Below are 21,650 nucleotides of genomic sequence, written 5' to 3' on the forward strand. Positions count from 1 at the left end.
GTCATCGTGGTCCACCAGACCGCCCTGGGCACCCGCCTGTTGGACAACCCCGTGTGGGCCGCGCTCGACGGCCCGCACGCCGGGTTCGCCGAACGGGTCGGCCGGGCGGCGCGCTACCCGGCGGACGTGTACGCGTTCGCCGCGCTCGCCGACCCGGCGGACCCGGCCGCCTGGGCCGACCTGCACGCTCTGCTCGGCCCGGGGGCGACCGCCAAGGTCAAGGGAGCCGAGACCGTGCCCGACGGGTGGGACGTCATCGGCGGTGGCCAGGGCGTCCAGCTCGTCGCCACCGGGCTGCTGCGGACCGAGCCCGCTCCGGAGGCCGTACGGCTCGGGGCGGGCGACGTCCCGGAGATCCTCGACCTGATCGCCCGCACCCGGCCGGGACCCTTCCTCGCCCGCACCGTTCACCTCGGCACCTACCTCGGCATCCGCCACCAAGGCCGGCTGATCGCCCTGGCCGGGGAGCGGCTCCACCTCCCCGGCTGGACCGAGATCAGCGCCGTCTGCACCGACCCCGCCCACCGGGGCCGGGGCCTCGGCACCCGGCTGGTGCGCGCGGTCGCCGCCGGGATCGTGGAGCGCGGCGAGACCCCGTTCCTGCACGCCGCCGCCCACAACTCCACCGCGATCCGGCTGTACGAGTCGCTCGGCTTCACCCTCCGCCGCCGATCGACCATCCTTCAAGTGCGCAGCCCAGGAACAGACGCCGGGGCGGAGGCGTTGTGAGGTGCGACGAGGCGCGCGCCGGCAGAACGGGAGGCAGGGACATGTGTATCCCTTACCTCCGCCTGCACATCGACCTCCAGCGCGTCGCCGGCGCGCTCTGTCGCCCCTGACCCGTTTGTTCTCCGCCGTGCCCTGAGTGCCGTGTGCCCGGGCCGGTGTTCTCGTACGGATCTCCAGGAAGGCACCCTCTCGTGTCCCCTTCTTCTGCCCTGCACCTGGCCGTCGCCCTCGACGGCACCGGCTGGCACCCGGCCTCCTGGCGCGAGCCGGTGGCCCGCCCCGGTGACCTGTTCAGCGCCCGCTACTGGGCCGACCTGGTCACCGAGGCCGAGCGCGGACTGCTCGACTTCGTGACCATCGAGGACGGACTCGGCCTGCAGTCCTCGGTCTTCGGCGGGCTCGACGGCCGCACCGACCAGGTCCGCGGCCGCCTGGACGCCGTACTGATCGCGTCCCGCGTCGCACCTCTGACCCGGCACATCGGCCTGGTGCCGACCGTGATCGCCACCCACACCGAGCCGTTCCACATCTCCAAGGCGATCGCCACCCTCGACTACGTCAGCACCGGCCGCGCCGGTCTGCGGGTGCAGATCTCGCCCCGCCCGGACGAGGCCGCGCACTTCGGGCGCCGCACCGTCCCGCAGCTGACCCTGGACGAACTCCAGAGCCCGGCCGGACAAGAACTCGTCAGCGAGTACTTCGACGAGGCCGCCGACTACGTCGAGGCCGTGCGCAGGCTCTGGGACAGCTGGGAGGACGACGCCGAGATCAGGGACGTCGCCACCGGCCGCTTCATCGACCGCGACAAGCTGCACTACATCGACTTCGAGGGCCGCCACTTCAGCGTCAAGGGCCCCTCCATCACCCCGCGCCCGCCGCAGGGCCAGCCCCTCGTCACCGCCCTCGCCCATCAGACCGTCCCGTACCGGCTGGTGGCCCGCCAGGCCGACGTCGGATACGTCACCCCGTTCGACACCGAGGGGGCCAGGGCGATCGTCGCCGAGATCCACGCCGAGCAGGAGACGGCGGGCCGCGCCGACCAGCCCGTCCATGTCTTCGGGGACCTGGTGGTCTTCCTCGACGACGACCCGGCGGCCGCACTCGCGCGCCGCGAGCGGCTCGACGCCGTGGCGGGGGAGCCGTACGAGAGCGACGCCCGCGTCTTCGCCGGAAGCCCCGCCCAACTCGCCGACCTGCTTCAGGAGTTCCAGTCGGCCGGACTCACCGGCTTCCGCCTCCGCCCCGCCGTCCTCGGCCACGACCTCCCGGCCATCACCCAGGGCCTGGTTCCCGAACTCCAGCGCCGCGGCGCCTTCCGCACCGCCTACGAAGCCGACACCCTGCGCGGTCTGCTGGGCCTCACCCGGCCCGCCAACCGCTACGCCGCCGCCTGAGACGGGAAGGAACCGCACAGCCATGACCAAGCCGCTGAAGCAGATCCATCTGGCCGCCCACTTCCCGGGCGTCAACAACACCACCGTGTGGAGCGACCCCGAGGCCGGCAGCCACATCGAGTTCAGCTCCTTCGCCCACTTCGCCCGCACGGCCGAACGGGCCAAGTTCGACTTCCTGTTCCTCGCCGAGGGCCTACGGCTCCGCGAACAGGGCGGGCACATATACGACTTGGACGTCGTCGGCCGTCCCGACACCTTCACGATCCTCGCCGCGCTTGCCGCCGTCACCGAACACCTCGGGCTGACCGGCACCATCAACTCCACCTTCAACGAGCCCTACGAGGTGGCCCGCCAGTTCGCCAGCCTCGACCACCTCTCCGGCGGCCGCTCCGCCTGGAACGTGGTCACCTCCTGGGACGCCTTCACCGGCGAGAACTTCCGCCGCGGCGGCTTCCTCCCGCAGGACGAGCGCTACTCACGGGCCAAGGAGTTCCTCGCCACGGCCGGCGAGCTCTTCGACTCCTGGCACGGTGACGAGATCCTGGCCGACCAGGAGACCGGTGTCTTCCTGCGCGACGCGAAGGCCGGAGCCTTCGTCCACACCGGGCAACACTTCGACATCCACGGCCAGTTCAACGTCCCGCGCTCCCCGCAGGGCCGTCCCGTGATCTTCCAGGCAGGTGACTCCGAGGAGGGCCGGGAGTTCGCCGCCTCGTCCGCCGACGCCATCTTCAGCCGGTACGCCGCCCTCAAGGAGGGCCAGGCCTTCTACACGGACGTCAAGAACCGCCTCGCAAAGTACGGCCGCGGCCACCGCGACCTGCTCATCCTGCCCGCCGCCACCTTCGCGCTCGGCGACACCGACGCCGAGGCCGAGGAGCTCGCGAGGGAGGTGCGCCGGCAGCAGGTCAGCGGGGCCACCGCCCTCAAGCACCTGGAGTTCGTCTGGAACCGGGACCTGTCCTCGTACGACCCGGAGGGCCCGCTCCCGGACATCGACCCGGATGTCAGCGACAACCACATCTCCAAGGGCCGCGCCCAGGTCCGTATGTACCGCGACCCGCTCGCCACCGCCCGCGAGTGGCGCGAACTGGCCGCCGCCAACAAGTGGTCCATCCGCGACCTGGTCATCAACACCGGAAACCGGCAGACCTTCGTCGGCTCCCCGGAGACGGTCGCCAGGACCATCAACGAGTACGTCCAGGCCGACGCGAGCGACGGCTTCATCCTCGTCCCGCACATCACCCCCACCGGCCTCGACGTCTTCGCCGACAAGGTCGTCCCGCTCCTCCAGGAACAGGGCGTCTTCCGCACCGAGTACGAGGGCACGACCCTGCGCGACCACCTTGGCCTCGCCCACCCGGACGAGGCACGCGGCGAACGGGCCGCGTCGTGAAGTTCCTGGCGATCACGCTGATCGTGCACCGACCGGACCCGGTCACCGGGGTGCTGAAGTCGACGCACGAGCGGTTCCGCGAGGTGCTCGACAACGCCGTTCTGGCCGAGGAACTGGGCTTCGACGGCTTCGGGGTGGGGGAGCGGCACGAGCGGCCGTTCCTCTCCTCCTCGCCGACCGTCGTCCTCGGTCACATCGCCGCCCTGACCCGCCGCATCCGCCTGTTCACCGCGGTCACCACCCTCAGCCTGCTCGACCCGGTCCGCGCGTACGAGGACTACGCCACCCTCGACCACCTCTCCGAGGGCCGCCTCGACCTGATCATCGGCAAGGGCAACGGCACGGCCCAGCGCGAGCTGTTCCACGTCACCCCAGAGGACCAGTGGGACCGCAACGCCGAGAGCTACGAGGTCTTCCGGCAGATCTGGCGGCAGGACAAGGTCACCGCCGACACCCGCTTCCGGCCGCCGCTCAAGGAGGCGGAGGTGTGGCCCAGGCCCTACCAGCGGCCGGTGCGGGTCTGGCACGGCAGCGCCACCAGCAAGGAGTCGGTCGACCTGGCCGCCCGCTACGGCGATCCGCTCTTCTCGGCCAACGTCACCAACCCCATAGAGCCCTATGCCGAGTTGATCCGCTACTACCGCGAGCGGTGGGAGTACTACGGGCACGATCCGGCGGACATAGCGGTGGGTGCCGGGACGGCCGGGCTCCTGGTGACCCGCACCTCCCAGGAGGCCCTCGACATCTACCGGCCGCTCTTCGAGGCCAACCTCGCGTTCTACGAGAAGGCGGGTCTCCCCGTGGTCTTCGAATCCCTGGAGGACTTCGTCGAGCGCAGTTCCGCCCTGATCGGCAGCCCCGAGCAGATCATCGACAAGGTGCACCGCTACCACGAGCAGTTCGGGCACACGGTCCTCCATCTGCACGCGGATGCCAGTGGATTGACGGACCGTCAGCACCGGGACTCGTTGGAGCTGTTCCAGGCGAGGGTCGCCCCGGTGCTGCGGCGTGACATCCCGGACCCGCCGTTCGCGTGGGAACCCGTACGGGAGGAGCCCGTCCATGCCTGACATCCCCCTCGGCGTCCTCGACCTGGTACCGATCTCCAGCGGCTCCACGGCGGCCGACGCCCTGCGCAACTCCATCGACCCAGCGCGCCGAGCAACTGGGCTACGCCCGCTACTGGTTCGCCGAGCACCACCTCAACCCCGGGGTGGCGGGCACCTCCCCGGCGGTCGTGCTCGCGCTGACGGCCGCCGCGACCTCCACGATCCGGCTCGGCTCCGGAGCCGTACAGCTCGGCCACCGCACCGCGCTGAACACCGTCGAGGAGTTCGGCCTGATCGACGCCCTGCACCCGGGCCGCCTCGACCTGGGCCTCGGCCGCTCCGGCGGACGCCCACCGGGACAGCCGGCCGTGGAGCCGCCGCCTCCGGGCCACGCCCCGAACGGCCTCGTCATACCGCCCCGCTTCTCCTTCGAACGCCTCCTGGGCTCGCCCCGCATAGCCCTCCAGCGCAAGCTGCTCCTGCTCCCGGGCGCCGAGTCGCAGGAGTACGCCGAACAGATCGACGACCTCCTCGCCCTGCTGGCCGGCACCTACCGCACCGACGACGGCGTGGAGGCGCACGTGGTGCCGGGCGAGGGCGCCGACGTCGAGGTGTGGATCCTCGGCAGCAGCGGCGGGACCAGCGCGGAGGTCGCGGGCGCGCGAGGCCTGCGCTTCGCCGCGAACTACCACGTCAGTCCGGCCACGGTCCTGGAGGCGGTGGACGGCTACCGGTCCTTCTTCCAGCCCTCCGACGTCCTCGACAAGCCGTACGTCAGCGTCTCCGCCGACGTCGTGGTCGCAGAGACGACGCCACCGCGCGCGAACTCGCCACCGGTTACGGCCCATGGGTGCGCAGCATCCGTACCGCGGAGGGCGCCATCGAGTTCCCGACCCCGGACGAGGCGCGCGCCCACCCCTGGACCGAGGCGGACCAGGAGCTGGTCCAGGACCGCCTCGACACCCAGTTCGTCGGCTCCCCGGCCACGGTCGCGGACCGCCTGGAACAGCTCCAGGAGGCCACGGACGCCGACGAGTTGCTCCTCACCACCATCACCCACGACCACGCGGACCGGATCCGCTCCTACGAGCTGCTCGCCGCCGAGTGGCGCAGACGAGGTCACTCGCTCCAGTCGAGCTGATCTTGTCGCGCAGTTCCCTGTGCCCCCGACAGCACGACACCTGGTCCGACCTTCAGGGGCGCGGGGAACTGCGCGAACGGCCACGACGCGCCCCCACGGGGCCGACGCCCGCTACTGAAACAGCAGGGCGGCGCCGCCCCAGCACGCCGCCAGGAACGCGGCGAGCAGCGCGGTCGCCAGCGCGTTGCGCCCCTTGGCCGTGGCGACCTGGGCCTCACCGGCGGCCCTGGAGCGACGCATCGCGCCGAGGAACGACGCACAGAACGCGGCACACAGCACCGCGGTGATCGGCAACAGCCAGAGCATCAGCCGGACGTACCGCTCCAGGTCCGGGACCGTGCTGCCCTCCGTCGCAAGCATGAGCGGATCGTAGACCGCAGCCGTCGCCCCGCGCGACCCCCGAACCACTCCGCGTGCCCGACGTAGTACTCGTACGCCAGCCGGGTGTTCTCCGCCGAGCGGGTCACCCCGTGGAAGTAGCCCAGTTCGGAGAGCGCGAACTCCGCGTGGACCAGCGGCAACAGTTCCGGCAGCGCCGCCGACTCGGCCGCGCTCAGCGGTCGTACGGACTGGTAACCGTCGAGGAGGGCCAGCGCGTCGCCCTCGCGCACGGGGAAACCGGGGCGGAGCCACTGGACGGCGTTGCGCTCGATCGCCGTCGCCAGATCGTGCACGGCGGTCGTGCGGTCACTCATGCCGACGTCGAGGACGGTCGCGACCTGCCCGGAGGTGTCCCACAGGAGGTTGGAGGCGTGCCAGTCGTTGTGCGTCCACAGGGGCGTGAGGTGGGGGAGATGCGGGGCCAGGTCCTCGTACAGCGGGATCAGCACGCGGGCGGTGTCCTCGCGCCAGGGGAAGTGCCTCAGCCCGTCGGCGACTTGGGGGCGTAGGGCGGTGTACTCCGCCAGGGCCGTCCACGGGTCGTCGGACGCGAACACCGTGAACGACGCGACCAGCGGGCGCACTTGACGCGGAGGGGCGTCGAAACCCTCCGCCGCCAGATGCAGCCGGGCCAGCGCCTCACCGGCCGCCCGGGCGTGGGTCGCCGAGCGGAACGGGGACCAGGACAGGGCGTCCCGGTACAGGTCGATGCCGTCACCGGCGGAGTGCACCTCGTATGTCCACTCGCCGCGCGCCGCGACGTCCAGCACCTCCACCACCGGCGCCCCCCGCTCCCGCAGATGACGCAGGAACGCGTGCTCCTCGGCCAGGGCTTCGAGGGTTCGTACGGTGACATGGTGCCGTTTCACGAACAGGCGCCGGCCGCCCCGCTCGACCACGGCCGCCGCCGACAGCGGGCGCGGGCTGCGCCACACCACCCGCGCCGGTCCGACGACCTGCGTCACCTCGGCTTCCGTGAGGGGCGGCCAGTCGGGTTCGGCGGGTTCGGTGCCGAGGCCGTGTGCCTTGAGCGAACTCACGCCGCACCCACCGTCCGTGTGCCCTTCAACGCCTCCAGGATCCGGCGTTCGGTCGCCGCGAACTCCGGCGCCGTGAAGTCGTCCGCGCCGCGCGGGCGGGCCAGCGGCACCTGGAAGCGCTCGACGACCGTGGCGGGGCGCGGCGACAGGACGTGCACGGTGTCGGCGAGCAGGACGGCCTCGCGGATGTCGTGCGTGACCAGGACGACCGTCCAGCGGTGGCGCTGCCACATGTCCGCGAGCCACAGCTGCATCTCGGTCCGGGTCAGCGAGTCCAGCGCGCCGAACGGCTCGTCCAGCAGCAGCACCGGCCGCTCCAGGACGACCGTGCGCAGCAGCGCGGCCCGCTGCCGCATCCCGCCGCTGAGCTGGGACGGATACGCCTTCTGGAAGCCGTCGAGCCCGAAGTCCGCAAACAGGGCGTCGGCCCGGGCCCGTGCCTCCTTTTTCCGCACGCCCTGTGCCTCAAGGCCGAGGGCCGTGTTGTCGAGCACGGTCCGCCAGGGGAACAGCAGGTCCTTCTGCGGCATGTAGGCGACCTTGCCGGACGCCACCCCGGCGGGCTCGCCCTCCACCAGCACCCGCCCGGACGTGGGCCGGTCCAGGCCGGAGACCAGATTGAACAGCGTGCTCTTGCCGCTGCCGCTCGGGCCGATCACGGCCGCGAACTCACCCGGTTCCACGGAGAGTTCGAGGTCCCGGAGCACCTCCAGATCACCGAAGGACCTGCCGACGCCCTCGATGCGCAGCGAGCTCATTTGCCCACCTTCCGTTCCCAGGGCAGCACCAGCCGCTGCAACAGATACGTGGCCCCGAACAGGGCGATGCTCAGCGCCGCCGTCACGCCCACCGCCGCGAACACCAGGTCCGTGCGGAACGCGCTCTTCTGCGCCTGCATATAGATCCCGAGGCCCGCCTCCGCGCCCGCGTACTCGGCGAAGACCGCGCCGACGACGGCGTAGGTGATGCTCACCCGCAGCCCGGCGAAGAAGTACGGCATCGCGCTCGGCACCCGGACCAGGCGGAACGTCCGCCACCGGCCCGCGCCCAGCGAGCGCAGCAGCCGCGTCGCCTCACGGTCGGTCGCCGCGAACCCGGCGGCCAGGTTGGCGGCCAGCGGGAAGAACGTCGTCAACGTCACCACCAGCATCTTCGGCAACAGCCCGAAGCCGAACCAGATGATGAGCAGGGGCGCGACCGCGACGATCGGGATCGTCTGCGAGGCGACCAGCAGCGGATACAGGCCGCGCCGCGCCGCCGCGGAGAAGTCCAGCAGCACGGCAACCAGCCAGGCCGCCGTGAAGGACAGCGCGAAACCGAGCAGGGTCTCCTGGAGGGTGGGCAGGGTCTGCGCCCACAGGTCCGCGCGGTTCGCCCAGCCCTGCTCCAGCACCCGTGCGGGAGACGGCAGGGTCGTCGGATCGACCCCGGCGGCACTCACGTACAGCTGCCAGCCGCCGACCACGACGGCCAGCACCAGCAGTGGCGGCCACAACGACCGCAACAGCGCCCTCACTTGGCGGCCGGGAGATAGTCGTTGGTGAAGAACTCGGACGCGTCCGGCGCCTTCGTCAGCTTCTTGCCGTCTCCGTCGACCAGCAGCCCCGCCTGGTACTCGAAGTCGGCGAACGCCTGCCAGCGCTCGGCGCTCTGCGTCCCGATCCCGCCGTCCGCCCCCTTGTAGTACTCCTTCGCCAGTAACCGCTCGCTCTTCTTCACCAGTTCGGTGTTGGTGAGCACGCTCTTGTTCTGGGCGATGAGGAGGTCGGCGGCCTGGTCGGGGTGGTCGGCCGCGTACCGGTAGCCCTTGTCGAGGGCGGCGAGGAACTTCTTCGCGACCGCCGGACTCTTCTTCAGGAACTGGTCGGAGGACGCGACGAGCGTCGAGTAGATCGCCGGGAAGCCGTAGTCGGACAGCTGGAAGTTCTTCAGCGGCTTGCCGCTCAGCTCCGCCTCCAGCCCCTCCCACGTCGGCATCGGCATCGCGAAGTCGGCCTTGTCGGCGTAGAGCGCCGCGTACGCCGAGGTGTTGAGGGTGACCTGCTTGAAGTCGCCCTCGCCGCCCGCGTTCTGGATGACCTTCTGGAGCAGCGGCTTCTCGTAGGGGGCGCCGAAACCGGCGTACGTCCTGCCGTCGAGGTCCTTGGGTGAGCTGATGTCGTCGCGGCCGGCGCGCACGGCGATGGTGACGTTCGTCTTCTGCGTGACCGCGTAGACGGAGGTGATGTCGGCGCCCGCGGCCCGCGCGGTCGTCACGCCCTCCTGGTAGGAGATGCCGAAGTCGGCCTTGTGGGCGGCGAGCAGTGTCTCGGGAGCGGTCGAACCGTAGGGCACGATCCTCAGGTCGATGCCGGCGTCCTTGAACCAGCCCTTGGCCTGGGCGACGTAGATGCCCGTGTGGTTGGTGTTGGGCGTCCAGTCCAGGGCGAGCGTGACGGTCGTGGTGCCGTCCTTGGCGGCGGCCGAGGAGTCGGCCTGGCATCCCGTGGTGACGGCGAGCAGGGAGGTCGCGGCGATCGCGGACAGCAGGGTGCGGCGGTGCATGGCGGGTCCTTCGTACGGAGGAGAGGCGAGCGGTGCGGGGCGGTCAGGCCCGACACAGCGCGCTCGCCACCCGCTTGAAGTCGACGGCGAGCCGCCGGGTCAGCAGCGTCACGCGGTCACGTCCAGCAGGCCGTTGGTGAAGGAGCGGTCCCAGTCGCGGTCGTGCGCGATCGCGCCGTTCTCCGCGAGCCAGTGGGCGTACGGGCCCATCCGGCTCTCGTCGATGACACCCCAACGGCCGTCCCGGTCCGTCCAGGTGGGCGCGATCAGTGCGAGCGAACGGGCGATGAGCGGACGCGGGAAGTAGGGGATCACGGCTTCCAGCAACTCCAGGGTGCCGTCCTGTTCCTGGGCGGCGGCTGCGTAGCCACGAGCCGTCACGGCCAGGAAGTCCCGCACCAGGGTGGGCTGTTCGGCGAGCAGCCGTTCGCTCGTACCGAGCAGGTAGCTGTGGTAGCGAGGTGCGCCGATCTCGTCCACCGGCCAGGTCAGCCGTCGCTCCTCGGGCAGGTCGCCGCGCAGGGCGTCCCAGGACCAGTAGTTGCCGAAGGTGGCGTCGGCCTCGCCCGCCTCGATGTCGTCCACGGTCAGTTCGCGGGCGCCCGCGTCGAGGAGGAGCACGGCGTCGGGGTCGCCGCCGTCGGCCGCGACCAGATGGCGGACCATGGCACGGCCGCGTGGGGTCGGGTTGAGGGCGAGCCGCCGGCCGGCGAGGTCGCGTGGGCGGGTGATGCCGGTGGAGGTGGTGGTCTGGATCGCCTCCAGGCCACGGTGGTTGACCGCGGCGACGGCGATCAGCGGCTGGCCGTGGGCGGCGCGGCGGGCCAGCAGCCGGTTCGGCGGGAAGATCCCGAAGTCGACCTCGCCCCGTGCCAGGTACTCCAGCGTGTCTCCGCGTCCCGGATCCTGGACGGCCAGTTCCACGTCGAGGCCCGCCTCGGCGAACCAGCCACGGGCACGGGACAGATACAGACCGGCTGAATTCGGCCAAGGATGGAAATAGTCCAGCATGACCCGGATGTGCGGCATGGGGGTACTCCGAAGGAGACGCGCGAAGGCGTGGTGAACGGTGAGGGAGGCGAGGGTGTGTCAGTGGCGACAACAGGAGCAGCGCACCGGGGTGGGGGACACCGGTCGCTTCGGCTCGACTGCTGTGAACACGTGTACTCCTACGCGGGACGCCTGGCTGGCGTGGTTGGTGCGGTCGGCGTCCCCATGGGGATCGCGTTCTCACGAACGGATCCCAGACGCCCTCTCAGCCCAGCCGGGTAGGGGCTCCCGCGTAGATGGCCGAAACCATAACGGCATGCCCGGGAGGCTGTGCAAGCGCGGTCCGGAATATGGGACGACCTTGCTCGACGAGTAAGACGCCCAGCTCACGGGCGTACCATCGGCCGCCATGACTTCCCTGCTGCCCGGCCCCCTGGTCGACGACACCTGGCTCGCCGCCCGCCTCGACGACCCGCGGGTGGTCGTCCTCGACGCCACCGCCCTGCTGCCCTCGCCCCGGCACGACGGCGACTACCGGTGTGCGAGCGGCCGGGCCGCCTGGGCCGAGCGGCACCTCCCGGGCTCCCGGCACGCCGACCTGACCGGCGACTTCTCCGACCACGACGCGCCCTACCACTTCGCCGTACCGTCCCCCGAGGCCCTGGCCGCCGCGCTCGCCCGGCTCGGCGTGGGGGAGGGGGACGCGGTCGTGGCGTACGACAACGGCGGGGGCATCTGGGCGGCCCGGCTGTGGTGGATGCTGCGGGCGATCTCCGTCCCCGCGGCCGTGCTCGACGGCGGGCTGGCGGCATGGGAGGCGGCCGGCCGGCCGCTCGCCTCCGGTGCGGAGCCGGTGCCGGTGCCCGCGGTCACGCCCGTGACCCCGGTACCGCGTCCCGGACTCTGGACCGACGTGGACGAGGTGGCCGCCGTCAGCCGCGGCGAACGTCCCGGTGTGCTCGTCTGCGCGCTGCCGACCGGCGGTTTCGACGGCACCGCCCCCACCCGCTACACCCGCCGGGGCCACATCCCGGCCAGCCGCAGCCTGCCGGGCCGTGAACTCCTCGATTCCGCGGGCCGGTTGCTGCCCGCGCCCGAACTCGCCGCCCGCGTCGGCGCGGTGCTCACCACCACCGACTCCCCGGTCGTCCTGTACTGCGGCGGCGGCATCTCGGCGGCCGGCGCGGCCCTCGCGCTCACCCTGCTGGGACGCGGGGACGTGTCGCTGTACGACGGTTCGCTGGAGGAGTGGTCGAAGGACCCGGCGCTGCCGCTGGAGCTGTGAACGCCGCCTGGCCGGCCGATCGTCTCCCTCCCCCGAAGGTGACGATCGACCGGCCATTCCCCCGGCGCCGGACAGTGGTCCAGCCTCGCCCGTGTGCGGCCGTACGTGCTGTCACCAGCACATGACCGCGGTTTCCCCCGAACCCCACGCGGAGTACAGGCGCACACGGACGAAGTAGCGGCGGCCCTTGACGAGACGGGCCCTGACGGTGGCGTTGTGCGGTGTTCCCCCGTCGTCCTGGCCGCCGAGATAGCGGGGTTCCCCGTCCCGCTCCTCGAAGACCACGACCACGGTGTCGCTGTCGCCGAAGGTGCCCACGCTGTACTCGCGGGTCTCCGGCGGCTCGACGGTGAAGTCCGCCTGTTCGCCCGGGCCGAGCCCGAGCGGCGCCGAGCGGAACGGCATCAGCACGGGCGGCAGTGTGGGACCGACCGACGGATACCAGCGCTGGACGTACTCCTTGTCGGAGGGTGAGAGCGTCCCGGGCGGGGTCAGACCCGCACGGAACTGCTCCGGCTCCAGGATCAGCCCCGCAGAGAACGGATACTCCATGATCGACTGGTGGTCCCAGGCGGAGCCGCTCACCTCGCTGGGGTCGAGCTTGCGCAGGATGTTGAAGAACGTCTTGTCCCGGGTCCAGAAGTTCGGCGGGCCTGCCAGCTCGGCATAGACGGCCTCGTCGTCCCAGTGGATCCCGGCGAACGGGTTCTGGTGCTCGTGGTGCATGCCGAGCGCGTGCCCGATCTCGTGCAGGGCCGTCCCGCGCTCCCCCGGCGCGGTCAGGTCCCACCCGAAGTTCATGGTGCGCTCGTGCAGGCCGACCCGGAGCGCGTCCTTGCCCACCGTCGACCAGGAGCCGTCACCGAGCTGGAACCCGATCCGCAGCTCCGCCTCGGAACGGTCGCCGACCTCGGTGAACGTGACCCCGATGCCGAGGTCCTGCCACTGGAGGAAGCACTCCCGTACGACGTCCCGCTGCTTCTCCGCGCCGACCCACGACACCCGGCGGGTCGCCCCGCTGCCGGGTATCGCGATCACCGAGGCGTCCGAGTCGCCGTCGAAGAAGTAGTAGTGCAGGACGGTGTTGTTGACCCACATCCGGCCCCCGCCGACCAGCGCGCTCAGCCGCTCGGCGGTCAACCCCGGTGTGAAGACGGGGGCCGACTGCTGCGCGAGGGAGCAGTAGCGGGAAGCCATGCGCCAAGAGTGCCGTCGGCCGTCCCCGGGCGCCTGAGTCGAGGGCTACTCAAGTCCCCGTGTATCAGGCCTGAGTACTCGCGCTCTTGTAGGTGTGACGACTTTCGAACGGGACGCGAAAACCCTGGAGCTGCCCTGGCCGTTCACCGGCCGGGAGGACGAACTCGAGCTGATCCGCCGCTCGTCGGCCGCAGGTCACCACGGCATCGTGGTCACCGGCCCGGCGGGCTGCGGCAAGACCCGGCTCGTGACGGAGGCCGTCCGCGGCACCGACTGCGCCAGGGTGGCCGGGACGCCCGAGACCCGGCACATCCCGTTCGCCGCGTTCGCCCATCTGCTGCCCGAGACGGTGAACCTGCACCGGGCGGTCCAACTGCTCTCCGCCGTCCGCCTGTTGCTGGTCGATGACGCCCAGCTGCTCGACGACGCCTCGGCCGCCCTCGTCCACCAGCTCGCCGTGCACGGCCGCACCCGGCTGCTGGTCGTCGCCACCGACGGCACCCCCGTCCCGGGCGCCGTCTCCCGGCTGTGGACCGGCGAGCTGCTGCCGCGGCTCGTCCTGGAACCGCTGCCCCACGAGGAGACGGCCCAGCTGGCCGCGGCAGGCGTCGGCGGCGGTCTGGAACCGCTCACCGTCAACCGGCTGCACCGGCTGTGCCGCGGCGATCTGCGACTGCTGCGCGAGCTGATCGGCGCGGTCCGCGAGAGCGGGCTGCTCACCCGGCTGCCCGGCTCGCAGGACCGGGCGTGGCGGGGCCCGATGCCGGTCACCACGACCGTGCGGGAACGGACGGCGCGGGTCCTGGAGTGCGCGGACCGCGAAACGCTCGAACTCCTCGCGTTCGCCGAGCCATTGCCGCACTCCATGGACGACCTCGACCTGCCCGCCCTCGAACGCCTCGAAGCCGACGGCCTGGTGCACGTCGACGACGACGGCGCCGTACGTCTCGCCCACCCCCTGCACGGCCCGGTGCTGCGGGCCGCGGCCGGCCGGCTGCGGGCCAGGCGGCTGGCCCACAGGCCGGAGCAGTGCACGGCGGCCCTCGCGGCGGAGGCCGCCGCCCTCGCGGACCGGATCGAGCGCGCCGACGTACGGGAGACGGACGCGCCCGTGGGGGAGTGGCTCGTCGCGCAGGGGCAGCCGGTCCCGGCGCGGTACGCGGCCGTACGGGCGCGGTTCGCCCGGCTGCGCGGAGAGCTGCGGGAGGCGGCGGCCTGGGCGAGGGAGGGACTGCGGGAGACGGCGGGCGACCCGGCCTGCCGTACCGAACTCGCCCTGGCGGCCACGCAGTCAGGAGAGACGACCGGCCTCGACGGGGAGACCGACGGACCGGTCACGGCATGGCTCGCGGCGGCGCGCGGCGACGTCGACACCGCTCTGGAAACCGTCACCGACGCCTACGACGCCGTACGCCTCGGGGCTCCCCACGCACGGCCGGGCACCGGCGTGTTCGCCCTGCACGCCGACGCGCTCGCCCGCAACGACGGGCCGGCGCTGGACCGGGCCGCCGAGGGGCTGGAGGAGCGCGGGTTCCTGCTGTTCGCCGCCGAGGCGCACGCGCAGGCCGTCCGCGCCCACCGCGACCCGCGCGCCGCCCGCACCTCACGCACCCGCGCCGTAGCCCTCGCCCGCCGCTGCCAAGGCGCCCGCACCCCGGCCCTGTCCGGACTGGTCCTCGGCGAACTCACCGCACGTCAGCGGCAGATCGTCACCCTCGCCGCCGCCGGCCTCAGCAACCGGCAGATCGCGGAGAAGCTGACGCTGTCCATCCGCACCGTCGGCAACCACCTCTACAGCGCGTACGCCCGCCTCGGCGCGAACGACCGCGGAGCGCTGCCGTGGCTGGTGGAACTGCCCGCCGCACAGCCGGCCTGAGCCGGCCCACCGACCGGCGGTCTGACCCCCGTAATCGGGGGAGGGGTCAGGCCGCCGCCCTCTTCAGGCCGCCGCCCTCGTCAGACACGCCCTCACGCCGCGCCGAACGCCGAGAACGCCCAGCCCGTCGCCTGGTGCGTCGCATCCCCCGGCAGTGCCGCCCGCGCGTCGCGCAGCGCCTCGGCCAGGGACAGACCGGTGCTCAGCGCCTGGTGCAGGGCGAGCATCAGCGGGACCACCGCCGCGTCGTTGACCGGCGCGGTGCATGCCACCACGCCCGCCGTGCCCAGCGGCAGCAGCGCGGTGACCAGGCCCAGCAGCTCGTCCGCGCCGACCGAGGCGAACCGGGCGGTGTCGCAGCAGGACAGGATGATCCGGTACGGGCTGCGGGCGAGGCGCTCGAAGTCGTGCACGACGATCGGCCCGTCGGCCATCCGCAGCGAGGAGAACAGCGGGCTGTCGGCGCGGAAGGTGCCGTGCGCGGCGATGTGCGCGAGCGCGGCCCCGTCGAGCTCCGTCAACACCCGTGGCACCCGTGCCTCGTCCTCCTCCAGGACGGTCGATCCGCCGTACCGGCCCGCCAGTTCGGACACCTCGGCGCCCTCGGTCGCCAACCCCGGCCCACGGACCAGCACATGGCGGCCACCGGGCGGCGGTTCGGTCTCGCGGGCCCGCAGCCAGCTGCTCGCCGACGGCGACACACTGAGCACCCGCTCCCGCAGCGACGGCAACAGCGCCCACGGCACCCGGTGCAGCCGGCCCGGCGGTACGACGACGACCGGCCCGGAGCCGAGGTGGGCCGCGGCCGGACCGAGCAGCAGCTTCTCCAGCCGCCGCCCCGCCGCCTCCACCACCGGCAGCCGCGCCTCCGCCCCGGGATGCGCCAGCCGGCGCAGCCCGGCCTGCACATGCTCCGCCTCGGTCTCCGCCTCGTGCAGCAGCCCGGCCTCGAACCGCCGCACCCGCCCCTGCCCGCACAGCAGCACCTGGACACGCCCGTCCAGCACGGCCAGTTCGACCAGGCGTACGTCGTCACCCAGCCGTTCCAGCAACCGGCTGGGGTCGAAGCGGATGCCGTCGCCGGGGTGGTCCCCGCGGATGTGCAGCGTGCGGGCCCGGATCTCCCGTTCCAGGCGCCGCTGTTCACGCTCGAGGACCGGCAGCGGGCGGGCCTCCCGGCGGGCCGCCTCCGCACGGGCCGCGATCTCCCGGAACGCCGTCAGATCGCTCAGCAGCGCCGGGTCGGCCGGCGGGCGGGTCGGCGGCGCGGACAGCGCGGTGGCCCGCCAGCGCTCGCTCCACACCAGCAGCCGGCGCGGGTTGCCGGAGTCCAGGCTCGCCCGCTGGGCCAACGCGGCCAGTTCCGCGCCCTGTTCGGTGGCCCGGGCCCTGAGCTCCGAGGCGCCGAGTGTCATCCGATGGTCGTCGAGGACGTCGAGGCCACGTCGGCAGGCCTCCAGGATGCCCCGCCCCGACCCGGCCGCCCGGGCCCGCAGCGCCTGCGCCGCCCAGCCCGTCATCCGCGCCAGCGGAGGACCGCTGTGCCGGCTGCGGGCGGCGATCGCCAGATGCCGTTCGGCATCCTCGGTCCAGCCCAGCCCCAGCGCGATCCGCCCCGCCAGCAGCGAGGCCTCAGGGGCGGCCGGCGCCCCGAACCCGGCCAGGCGCTCGGCGACCTCGGCCGCGTCGGCCACCAGCCGCCCCGAGCCGCGTCCGGCGGCCAGGCGCGCCTCGACCAGCACCAGCCGGGCATGCGTCTCCCACCAGGACCGCCGCTGCGCGGCGAACAGCCGCACCGCGAGCGCCGCCCGCGCGATCGCGGTGTGCGGATCGCCCGCCCGCCGGGCCGCCCGCGCCGCGGCCAGCAGCAGCTCCGCCTTCAGGGTGGACTGCCCGCCGATCCCGTCCAGCACGGCGATCGCCGCGTCCGCCTCCGCCAGCGCCTCAGGCGCCAGCCCGGCCGCCATCAGCACCTCACAGCGCCGGATGTACAGCATGAACGACGGCGTACCGAGCTTGGCGTAACGCTCCCCGGCCTCGTCGAACAGCCGCAGCGCCGCCGGGACGTCACCCGACCGGAACGCGGCGAGCCCCCGGCTCTCCACCCCGTCCGCCTTGTCGTGCTCCTGGCCCGTGGTGTCGAACAGCGTCTCGGCCGCCGCGAAGTCCGCCTCGGCCCGCTCCACCGCACCGACCGCCAGATGCACGGTCGCCCGCAGCGTCAGCGCCCGCGCCGTCCAGATCACGTCGTCCACCTGTCGCAGCACGGGAATCGCCCGGCGTACGTCCTCCAGCGCCTCCCGGTGCCGGCCGAGCACCCAGGAGGCGTAGGCCCGTCGGTACAGCACCCGGGCGCGGGTGTGGCCGCTGCTCACCGCGACCCCGCGCTCCAGCGCGTCCAGACCCTGCCGGGTGCGCCCCGCGGTCACGAGCGCCACACCGAGCGCGGCCAGCACATCGGCCTCGCGGTCGGCGGACTCGGCGCGCACGGCGAGGTCGCGGGCGCGGCGCAGATGGCGCAGCGCGATCTTCATGTCGCCCCAGTCGCGCTGCCAGATACCGATCACCTGGTGGGCGACGGAGGCATGCAGCGGTGAGGGGTCGGAGCCGATTACTTCCTCTGCCCTCGCCAACGCCTGTTTGGGGGCGGCGAACACCATGGGCAGCAGTTCGAGAACCGTGTCGCTTCCCGCCGTCACCCAACGGATGGTAGTGCTCCGGGTCGTACGGCACACAGGGGTGGCGCTGTATCAATCGGCGGACCCGAGACTCTGACTGACGACCACCGCTCAAGTGGGAGGACACGCCATGGCACCTCAGCGATTCCCGGAGCAGTTCGACCAGATCCAGCGATCGATGCCCGACGTCTCCCTCGCGATGGGACCGGACGACGCGGCCGAGTTCATCTACGAGAAGGGTGTGGTCCTCGCGCGGGACGGTGAGGAGGCGGCGCTCGTCGAGAACACCGTCCGCGACCACTTCACCGCGGCGACCGGTCTCAGCGGCGACCAGGTGCGCCGCGCGGGGCCGCAGACCAACCGCTCGGGCATCACCCGTATCCAGGTCGGCGACCCCGGCCACGGCGACCGCCGCGCCGACCGGGCCGTGGCGAACGCCCTGCGCGCCATGCGGGAACCGGAGGGACGCGCGGGACGCCGGCTGGTCAGCCGCAACCACGTGGTGTCCATCGCGGTCAACTCCTGCCCCGGCGATGAACCCGTACCCGCCCCGCTCACCGGCGGCACCAACCCGGCCCCCGCGGAGGCCGGTTACGACGCCGACACCGCGGTCGGCGTCCTCGTGATCGACAACGGTCTCACCCACGACCACACCCTGGTCCCGCTCCTGTCGCACGTCCAGGGCGACCTGCACGGCACCGAGACCGACGACCAGGGCAACCTGAAGATCTACGTCGGTCACGGCACGTTCATCGCGGGCATCGTCGCGTCCGTCGCGCCCAACACGAACATCACCGTGCGCAACACCCTCAACGACGCCGGCGCCATCCTCGAATCCGACTTCGGCGAGGCCCTGTTCGCCGCCGTCGACCGCGACGGCTGGCCCGACATCATCAGCCTCTCCGCCGGCACCTCCAACGGCCGCACCGACGGCCTGCTCGGCGTGGACGCCTTCATGCAGGAACTGCGGCAGCAGCGCACCCTGTTGGTGGCGGCGGCAGGCAACAACTCCAGCGCGACACCCTTCTGGCCCGCCGCCTACGCCTCCCTGCCCGACTACGCGAGCAGCGTCCTGTCGATCGGTGCCCTGCGCACCGACGGCGACCACGGCGCCTGCTTCAGCAACCACGGCTCCTGGGTCAACGCCTACGCCCCCGGCGAGCGCCTCACCAGCACCCTCACCGGCTTCGACGCACCCATTCCGTACGTCTACCAGCACTCCACCTACGACGCCTGCCGCTTCAACTTCACCTACCTCTGCACCTGCCAACACCCCCGTCATACCGGAGTGTTGAGCGACGACGGCACCTCCGCCAAGCCGGACCAGGTGATGTTCGACGGCTACGCCCACTGGAGCGGCACCTCCTTCGCCACCCCGGCCGCCGCCGCCCTGGTCGCCGCCCACATGACCGCCCACAAGGAGACCGACCCGCGCGCCGCTCGCCAGCAACTGCTGGCCGCCAACACCGAGTTCGCGGAAGTGCGCGGGGCGCACGTGCCGGCGCTCATACCGCCCACCTGGCGCCAGGGGACGGTCGTACAGCTCTCTCCTGGGGCATGAGGGCCGAACTCGCCCCCTCCACGGCGTACGATGACTTGCCGTACACGAGGGGTGGGGCCGTGGACCGAGCAGATGTCGGCGCGCTGGTCCAGTCCGCCGTCGACGGTGACGCGGCGGCCTGGAAGGCGCTCGTGGAAGGGCTGAGCCCACTGGTGTGGTCCGTCGTGCGCGCACACCGGCTGAGCGACGCCGACGCGCACGAGGTGTACCAGACCGTGTGGTTCCGCTTCGCCCAGCACCTCGGCCGGATCCGAGAACCGCAGAAGGCCGGATCGTGGCTCGCCAGCACCGCGCGGCACGAATGTCTGAAGGTGCTCAAGAGCTTAAGGCGACTGACACCCACCGACGATCCGCAACTGCTGGACCGCGTCAGCGAGGACCGTACGCCGGAGCAGTCCCTCCTCGACTCCGAGGAGGCGGCCGTACAGAGCGAACGCATCCGCCATCTGTGGCAGGAGTTCGAGGAACTCGGCGACCGGTGCAGGCAGTTGCTGCGCATCCTGATGGCCTCGCCGCCGCCCAGTTACCAGGAGGTGTCCGCCGCGCTGGGCATCGCCGTGGGCAGCATCGGCCCTCTTCGCCAGCGCTGTCTGCGCCGGCTGCGGGCCCGACTCGAAGCGCGGGGGGCGGTATGAGGGACGAGATGAACGACGACACGTTCGACGAGGACTACGCCGGCCTGGACGCCGACGCGGACCTGCTGGAGGAGGAACTCCGCAGGGCCGCCGGCATCCTCGACCCGGTGCCGGCCCAGCTGCGGCAGATCGCCGTGGAGGCCTACGCCCTGCACGACCTCGACTCCCGGATCGCCGAACTGACCTTCGACTCGGTGGTGGACGCCATCCCCGTCAGGGGAGCCACGGACGTACCGCGGATGCTGACCTTCCGCGCGGGAGAGGTCACCGTGGACGTGGAGGTCACCGGGGAGGGCCTGCTGGGGCAGGTGCTGCCGCCCCAGGAGGCGTTGATCGAGGTGCTCAGCGGGCCGCAGACCGGCACCCCGTTGACCACCGACGACATGGGGCGCTTCACCTACGGCCAACCCCCCGCCGGTCCTTTCGCGCTGCGGCTGCGGACCGGCAGGGAGGCGATCGTCACCGACTGGCTCACTGTCTGAGCCGGAAGCGTCCTCCGCGTCAGTCCCAGATGACGGGCAGGGACTGCGGCCCGCGGATCATCGTCTTCCGGCGCCAGACCACCTGGTCGGCCGGGACCGCGAGCCGCAGCCCCGGCAGCCGGTCGACCAGCGCGCCCACCATGAGCTCGATCTGGAGCCGCGCCAGCACCGCGCCCGTGCAGTAGTGCGGACCGTTGCCGAAGGACAGGTGCGGGTTGGGGTCCCGGTCGAGGTCGATGCGGTCCGGGTCGGGGAAGACGTCCGGATCGCGGTTGGCGGCCAGATAGGAGACGTACACCGGATCGCCCGCGAGGATCCGCTGCCCGCCCAGTTCGACGTCCTCCAGGGCGATCCGGGCGAGCCCGACCGCGGTGCGGTGCGGGACGTAGCGCATCAGCTCGTCCAGGGCGCTCGCGCGGTCCTCGGGCCGGTTCCGCAGCCGCTCCATCAGCTCGGGGCGGGTCAGCAACAGGTACAGCGTCTGACCGCAATTGTGGGTGACCGCCTCGCCGCCGATCTGCAGGGGTGCGGCCAGCCCGACCGCCTCCGCCTCGCTGATCTCACCCCGCCGCAGCGCCGCCCCGATCAGCGAGTACACGTCGTCGCCGTCGCTGTGGGCGCGGGCCCGGACGGTCTCCGCGATCCAGCCGAACATGCCCTTCTTGGCCTCGGCGGCGGCCTCGGCCCCGCCCTTCGTGGAGACGATCTGCGCCGCCCAGGCGTGCATCCGGGGCCGGTCGGCGGCGGGCACCCCCATGACCTCGCAGATCAGGGCCACCGGGAAGGGTTCGAGCACGCGCTCGACGAGATCGGCGGGCGGGCCGTCCCGCACGATCCCCGCCACCAGCGGGTCGAGGAGCTCCTGCGCGCGAGGGCGCAGCCGTTTCATCGCGCTCACCGTGAACGCGCTCGCCACGGCCTTGCGCAGCCGGTTGTGGTCGGGCTGGTCGGCCCACGCGGGGGAGCCCGGCCGCGGCGCGAAGTGCGGGGCGAGCCGGGTGACTTGGCGGTCCATTCCCGCGGTACGGCTGAACCGCGGATCGTTGGTGATCTGCCTGACGTCCTCGTAGCGGGTGGCCAGCCATGCCCACCCCTCCCCGAACGGCAGCCGGATCCGGGTCAGCGGCCCCTCCCGCATCAGCTCCGCCAGCACCGGGTCGAACTCCGTCCCGGCCAGGTCGTGGGCGGGCCAGTCCCGTACGGGAGGGCCGGTGAGCGTGGTGGTCTCCTCGGTCATGCCCTCCACCCTCGCCGCGTACGGGCCGGGTGTCG

The 21,650-nt window shown here is 72.4% G+C and carries 18 protein-coding genes and 1 pseudogene; 10 read left to right on the forward strand and 9 right to left on the reverse strand.

Translation table 11 applies throughout. The features are described 5' to 3' along the window. Nucleotides 1-6: 6 nt before the first annotated feature. The 5 genes and pseudogenes from OG885_RS39585 to OG885_RS39605 all read left to right on the forward strand — a co-directional run bounded on the left by OG885_RS39585 (nucleotide 7) and on the right by OG885_RS39605 (nucleotide 5,709). Nucleotides 7-729: a GNAT family N-acetyltransferase gene (locus OG885_RS39585; protein WP_405740512.1), complete on the forward strand. Its 723-nt coding sequence runs from the start codon at nucleotides 7-9 to the stop codon at nucleotides 727-729. A 191-nt stretch (nucleotides 730-920) separates the two neighbouring features. Continuing rightward, nucleotides 921-2,123: an LLM class flavin-dependent oxidoreductase gene (locus OG885_RS39590; protein ID WP_405740515.1), complete on the forward strand. Its 1,203-nt coding sequence runs from the start codon at nucleotides 921-923 to the stop codon at nucleotides 2,121-2,123. A gap of 22 nt (nucleotides 2,124-2,145) precedes the next feature. Continuing rightward, on the forward strand, nucleotides 2,146-3,519 hold the full coding sequence (locus OG885_RS39595) for an NtaA/DmoA family FMN-dependent monooxygenase (RefSeq protein WP_405740518.1): 1,374 nt from the start codon (nucleotides 2,146-2,148) through the stop codon (nucleotides 3,517-3,519). Further along, on the forward strand, nucleotides 3,516-4,589 hold the full coding sequence (locus OG885_RS39600) for an LLM class flavin-dependent oxidoreductase (protein ID WP_405740521.1): 1,074 nt from the start codon (nucleotides 3,516-3,518) through the stop codon (nucleotides 4,587-4,589). The genes OG885_RS39595 and OG885_RS39600 overlap by 4 nt, the downstream gene beginning before the upstream one ends. Next, nucleotides 4,582-5,709: pseudogene (locus OG885_RS39605) on the forward strand (LLM class flavin-dependent oxidoreductase). The gene OG885_RS39600 and the pseudogene OG885_RS39605 overlap by 8 nt, the downstream one beginning before the upstream one ends. Nucleotides 5,710-5,820: 111 nt before the next feature. Here the strand turns inward: OG885_RS39605 and OG885_RS39610 are convergent. The 6 genes from OG885_RS39610 to OG885_RS39635 all read right to left on the reverse strand — a co-directional run bounded on the left by OG885_RS39610 (nucleotide 5,821) and on the right by OG885_RS39635 (nucleotide 10,703). Further along, entirely contained in the window at nucleotides 5,821-6,069 is a 249-nt protein-coding gene (locus OG885_RS39610; protein WP_405740524.1) for a hypothetical protein, read from the reverse strand. Continuing rightward, nucleotides 6,015-7,130 (reverse strand): phosphotransferase enzyme family protein, encoded by a 1,116-nt coding sequence (locus tag OG885_RS39615; RefSeq protein ID WP_405740527.1) that lies wholly within the window; start codon nucleotides 7,128-7,130, stop codon nucleotides 6,015-6,017. Before OG885_RS39615 ends, OG885_RS39610 begins: the two co-directional genes overlap by 55 nt. Continuing rightward, the gene (locus OG885_RS39620) at nucleotides 7,127-7,888 is read right to left on the reverse strand and encodes an ABC transporter ATP-binding protein (RefSeq protein WP_405740530.1); all 762 of its coding nucleotides are present in this window, start codon (nucleotides 7,886-7,888) and stop codon (nucleotides 7,127-7,129) included. The genes OG885_RS39615 and OG885_RS39620 overlap by 4 nt, the downstream gene beginning before the upstream one ends. Then, entirely contained in the window at nucleotides 7,885-8,634 is a 750-nt protein-coding gene (locus OG885_RS39625) for an ABC transporter permease (protein WP_405740533.1), read from the reverse strand. The genes OG885_RS39620 and OG885_RS39625 overlap by 4 nt, the downstream gene beginning before the upstream one ends. Before the next feature lie 8 nt (nucleotides 8,635-8,642). After that, on the reverse strand, nucleotides 8,643-9,674 hold the full coding sequence (locus OG885_RS39630; RefSeq protein ID WP_405740536.1) for an ABC transporter substrate-binding protein: 1,032 nt from the start codon (nucleotides 9,672-9,674) through the stop codon (nucleotides 8,643-8,645). 108 nt (nucleotides 9,675-9,782) lie between these two features. Further along, on the reverse strand, nucleotides 9,783-10,703 hold the full coding sequence (locus OG885_RS39635; RefSeq protein WP_405740539.1) for an ABC transporter substrate-binding protein: 921 nt from the start codon (nucleotides 10,701-10,703) through the stop codon (nucleotides 9,783-9,785). A 370-nt stretch (nucleotides 10,704-11,073) separates the two neighbouring features. Between OG885_RS39635 and OG885_RS39640 the strand changes: the two genes are divergently transcribed. Further along, on the forward strand, nucleotides 11,074-11,949 hold the full coding sequence (locus tag OG885_RS39640; RefSeq protein WP_405740542.1) for a sulfurtransferase: 876 nt from the start codon (nucleotides 11,074-11,076) through the stop codon (nucleotides 11,947-11,949). A gap of 111 nt (nucleotides 11,950-12,060) precedes the next feature. On the opposite strand, the gene OG885_RS39645 is transcribed toward OG885_RS39640, so the two are convergent. Next, a complete protein-coding gene (locus OG885_RS39645) occupies nucleotides 12,061-13,146 on the reverse strand; it encodes a M12 family metallopeptidase (RefSeq protein ID WP_405740545.1) in 1,086 nt (361 codons plus the stop codon). A 94-nt stretch (nucleotides 13,147-13,240) separates the two neighbouring features. Here OG885_RS39645 and OG885_RS39650 point away from each other — a divergent pair, with 94 nt between their 5' ends. Then, a complete protein-coding gene (locus OG885_RS39650; RefSeq protein WP_405740548.1) occupies nucleotides 13,241-15,022 on the forward strand; it encodes a LuxR C-terminal-related transcriptional regulator in 1,782 nt (593 codons plus the stop codon). A gap of 92 nt (nucleotides 15,023-15,114) precedes the next feature. Here the strand turns inward: OG885_RS39650 and OG885_RS39655 are convergent, their stop codons facing one another. Then, complete coding sequence (locus OG885_RS39655) at nucleotides 15,115-17,682, reverse strand: CHAT domain-containing protein (RefSeq protein WP_405743091.1); 2,568 nt, start codon at nucleotides 17,680-17,682, stop codon at nucleotides 15,115-15,117. A 148-nt stretch (nucleotides 17,683-17,830) separates the two neighbouring features. Between OG885_RS39655 and OG885_RS39660 the strand changes: the two genes are divergently transcribed. From OG885_RS39660 to OG885_RS39670, 3 genes are read left to right on the forward strand one after another with little or no spacing between them, the layout of a single operon-like run. Next, a complete protein-coding gene (locus tag OG885_RS39660; RefSeq protein WP_405740551.1) occupies nucleotides 17,831-19,261 on the forward strand; it encodes a S8/S53 family peptidase in 1,431 nt (476 codons plus the stop codon). A 59-nt stretch (nucleotides 19,262-19,320) separates the two neighbouring features. After that, nucleotides 19,321-19,896: a sigma-70 family RNA polymerase sigma factor gene (locus tag OG885_RS39665; RefSeq protein ID WP_329342133.1), complete on the forward strand. Its 576-nt coding sequence runs from the start codon at nucleotides 19,321-19,323 to the stop codon at nucleotides 19,894-19,896. A gap of 8 nt (nucleotides 19,897-19,904) precedes the next feature. Further along, entirely contained in the window at nucleotides 19,905-20,378 is a 474-nt protein-coding gene (locus OG885_RS39670; protein WP_405740554.1) for a hypothetical protein, read from the forward strand. A gap of 19 nt (nucleotides 20,379-20,397) precedes the next feature. Here the strand turns inward: OG885_RS39670 and OG885_RS39675 are convergent, their stop codons facing one another. Then, nucleotides 20,398-21,615, reverse strand: coding sequence for a cytochrome P450 (locus tag OG885_RS39675; RefSeq protein WP_405740557.1), 1,218 nt, complete (start codon nucleotides 21,613-21,615; stop codon nucleotides 20,398-20,400). Nucleotides 21,616-21,650: the final 35 nt, after the last annotated feature.

The organism is Streptomyces sp. NBC_00028, from assembly GCF_045041065.1.
GTDB lineage: Bacteria > Actinomycetota > Actinomycetes > Streptomycetales > Streptomycetaceae > Streptomyces.

What these genes read in the sequence shown, in the direction of transcription:
- OG885_RS39595 (WP_405740518.1), top strand. Translation starts at nt 2,146, where the DNA reads ATGACCAAGCCGCTGAAGCAGATCCATCTGGCCGCCCACTTCCCGGGC.
- OG885_RS39610 (WP_405740524.1), bottom strand. Translation starts at nt 6,069, where the DNA reads ATGCTTGCGACGGAGGGCAGCACGGTCCCGGACCTGGAGCGGTACGTC.
- OG885_RS39620 (WP_405740530.1), bottom strand. Translation starts at nt 7,888, where the DNA reads ATGAGCTCGCTGCGCATCGAGGGCGTCGGCAGGTCCTTCGGTGATCTG.
- OG885_RS39630 (WP_405740536.1), bottom strand. Translation starts at nt 9,674, where the DNA reads ATGCACCGCCGCACCCTGCTGTCCGCGATCGCCGCGACCTCCCTGCTC.
- OG885_RS39635 (WP_405740539.1), bottom strand. Translation starts at nt 10,703, where the DNA reads ATGCCGCACATCCGGGTCATGCTGGACTATTTCCATCCTTGGCCGAAT.
- OG885_RS39640 (WP_405740542.1), top strand. Translation starts at nt 11,074, where the DNA reads ATGACTTCCCTGCTGCCCGGCCCCCTGGTCGACGACACCTGGCTCGCC.
- OG885_RS39645 (WP_405740545.1), bottom strand. Translation starts at nt 13,146, where the DNA reads ATGGCTTCCCGCTACTGCTCCCTCGCGCAGCAGTCGGCCCCCGTCTTC.
- OG885_RS39655 (WP_405743091.1), bottom strand. Translation starts at nt 17,682, where the DNA reads ATGGTGTTCGCCGCCCCCAAACAGGCGTTGGCGAGGGCAGAGGAAGTA.
- OG885_RS39660 (WP_405740551.1), top strand. Translation starts at nt 17,831, where the DNA reads ATGGCACCTCAGCGATTCCCGGAGCAGTTCGACCAGATCCAGCGATCG.
- OG885_RS39670 (WP_405740554.1), top strand. Translation starts at nt 19,905, where the DNA reads ATGAACGACGACACGTTCGACGAGGACTACGCCGGCCTGGACGCCGAC.
- OG885_RS39675 (WP_405740557.1), bottom strand. Translation starts at nt 21,615, where the DNA reads ATGACCGAGGAGACCACCACGCTCACCGGCCCTCCCGTACGGGACTGG.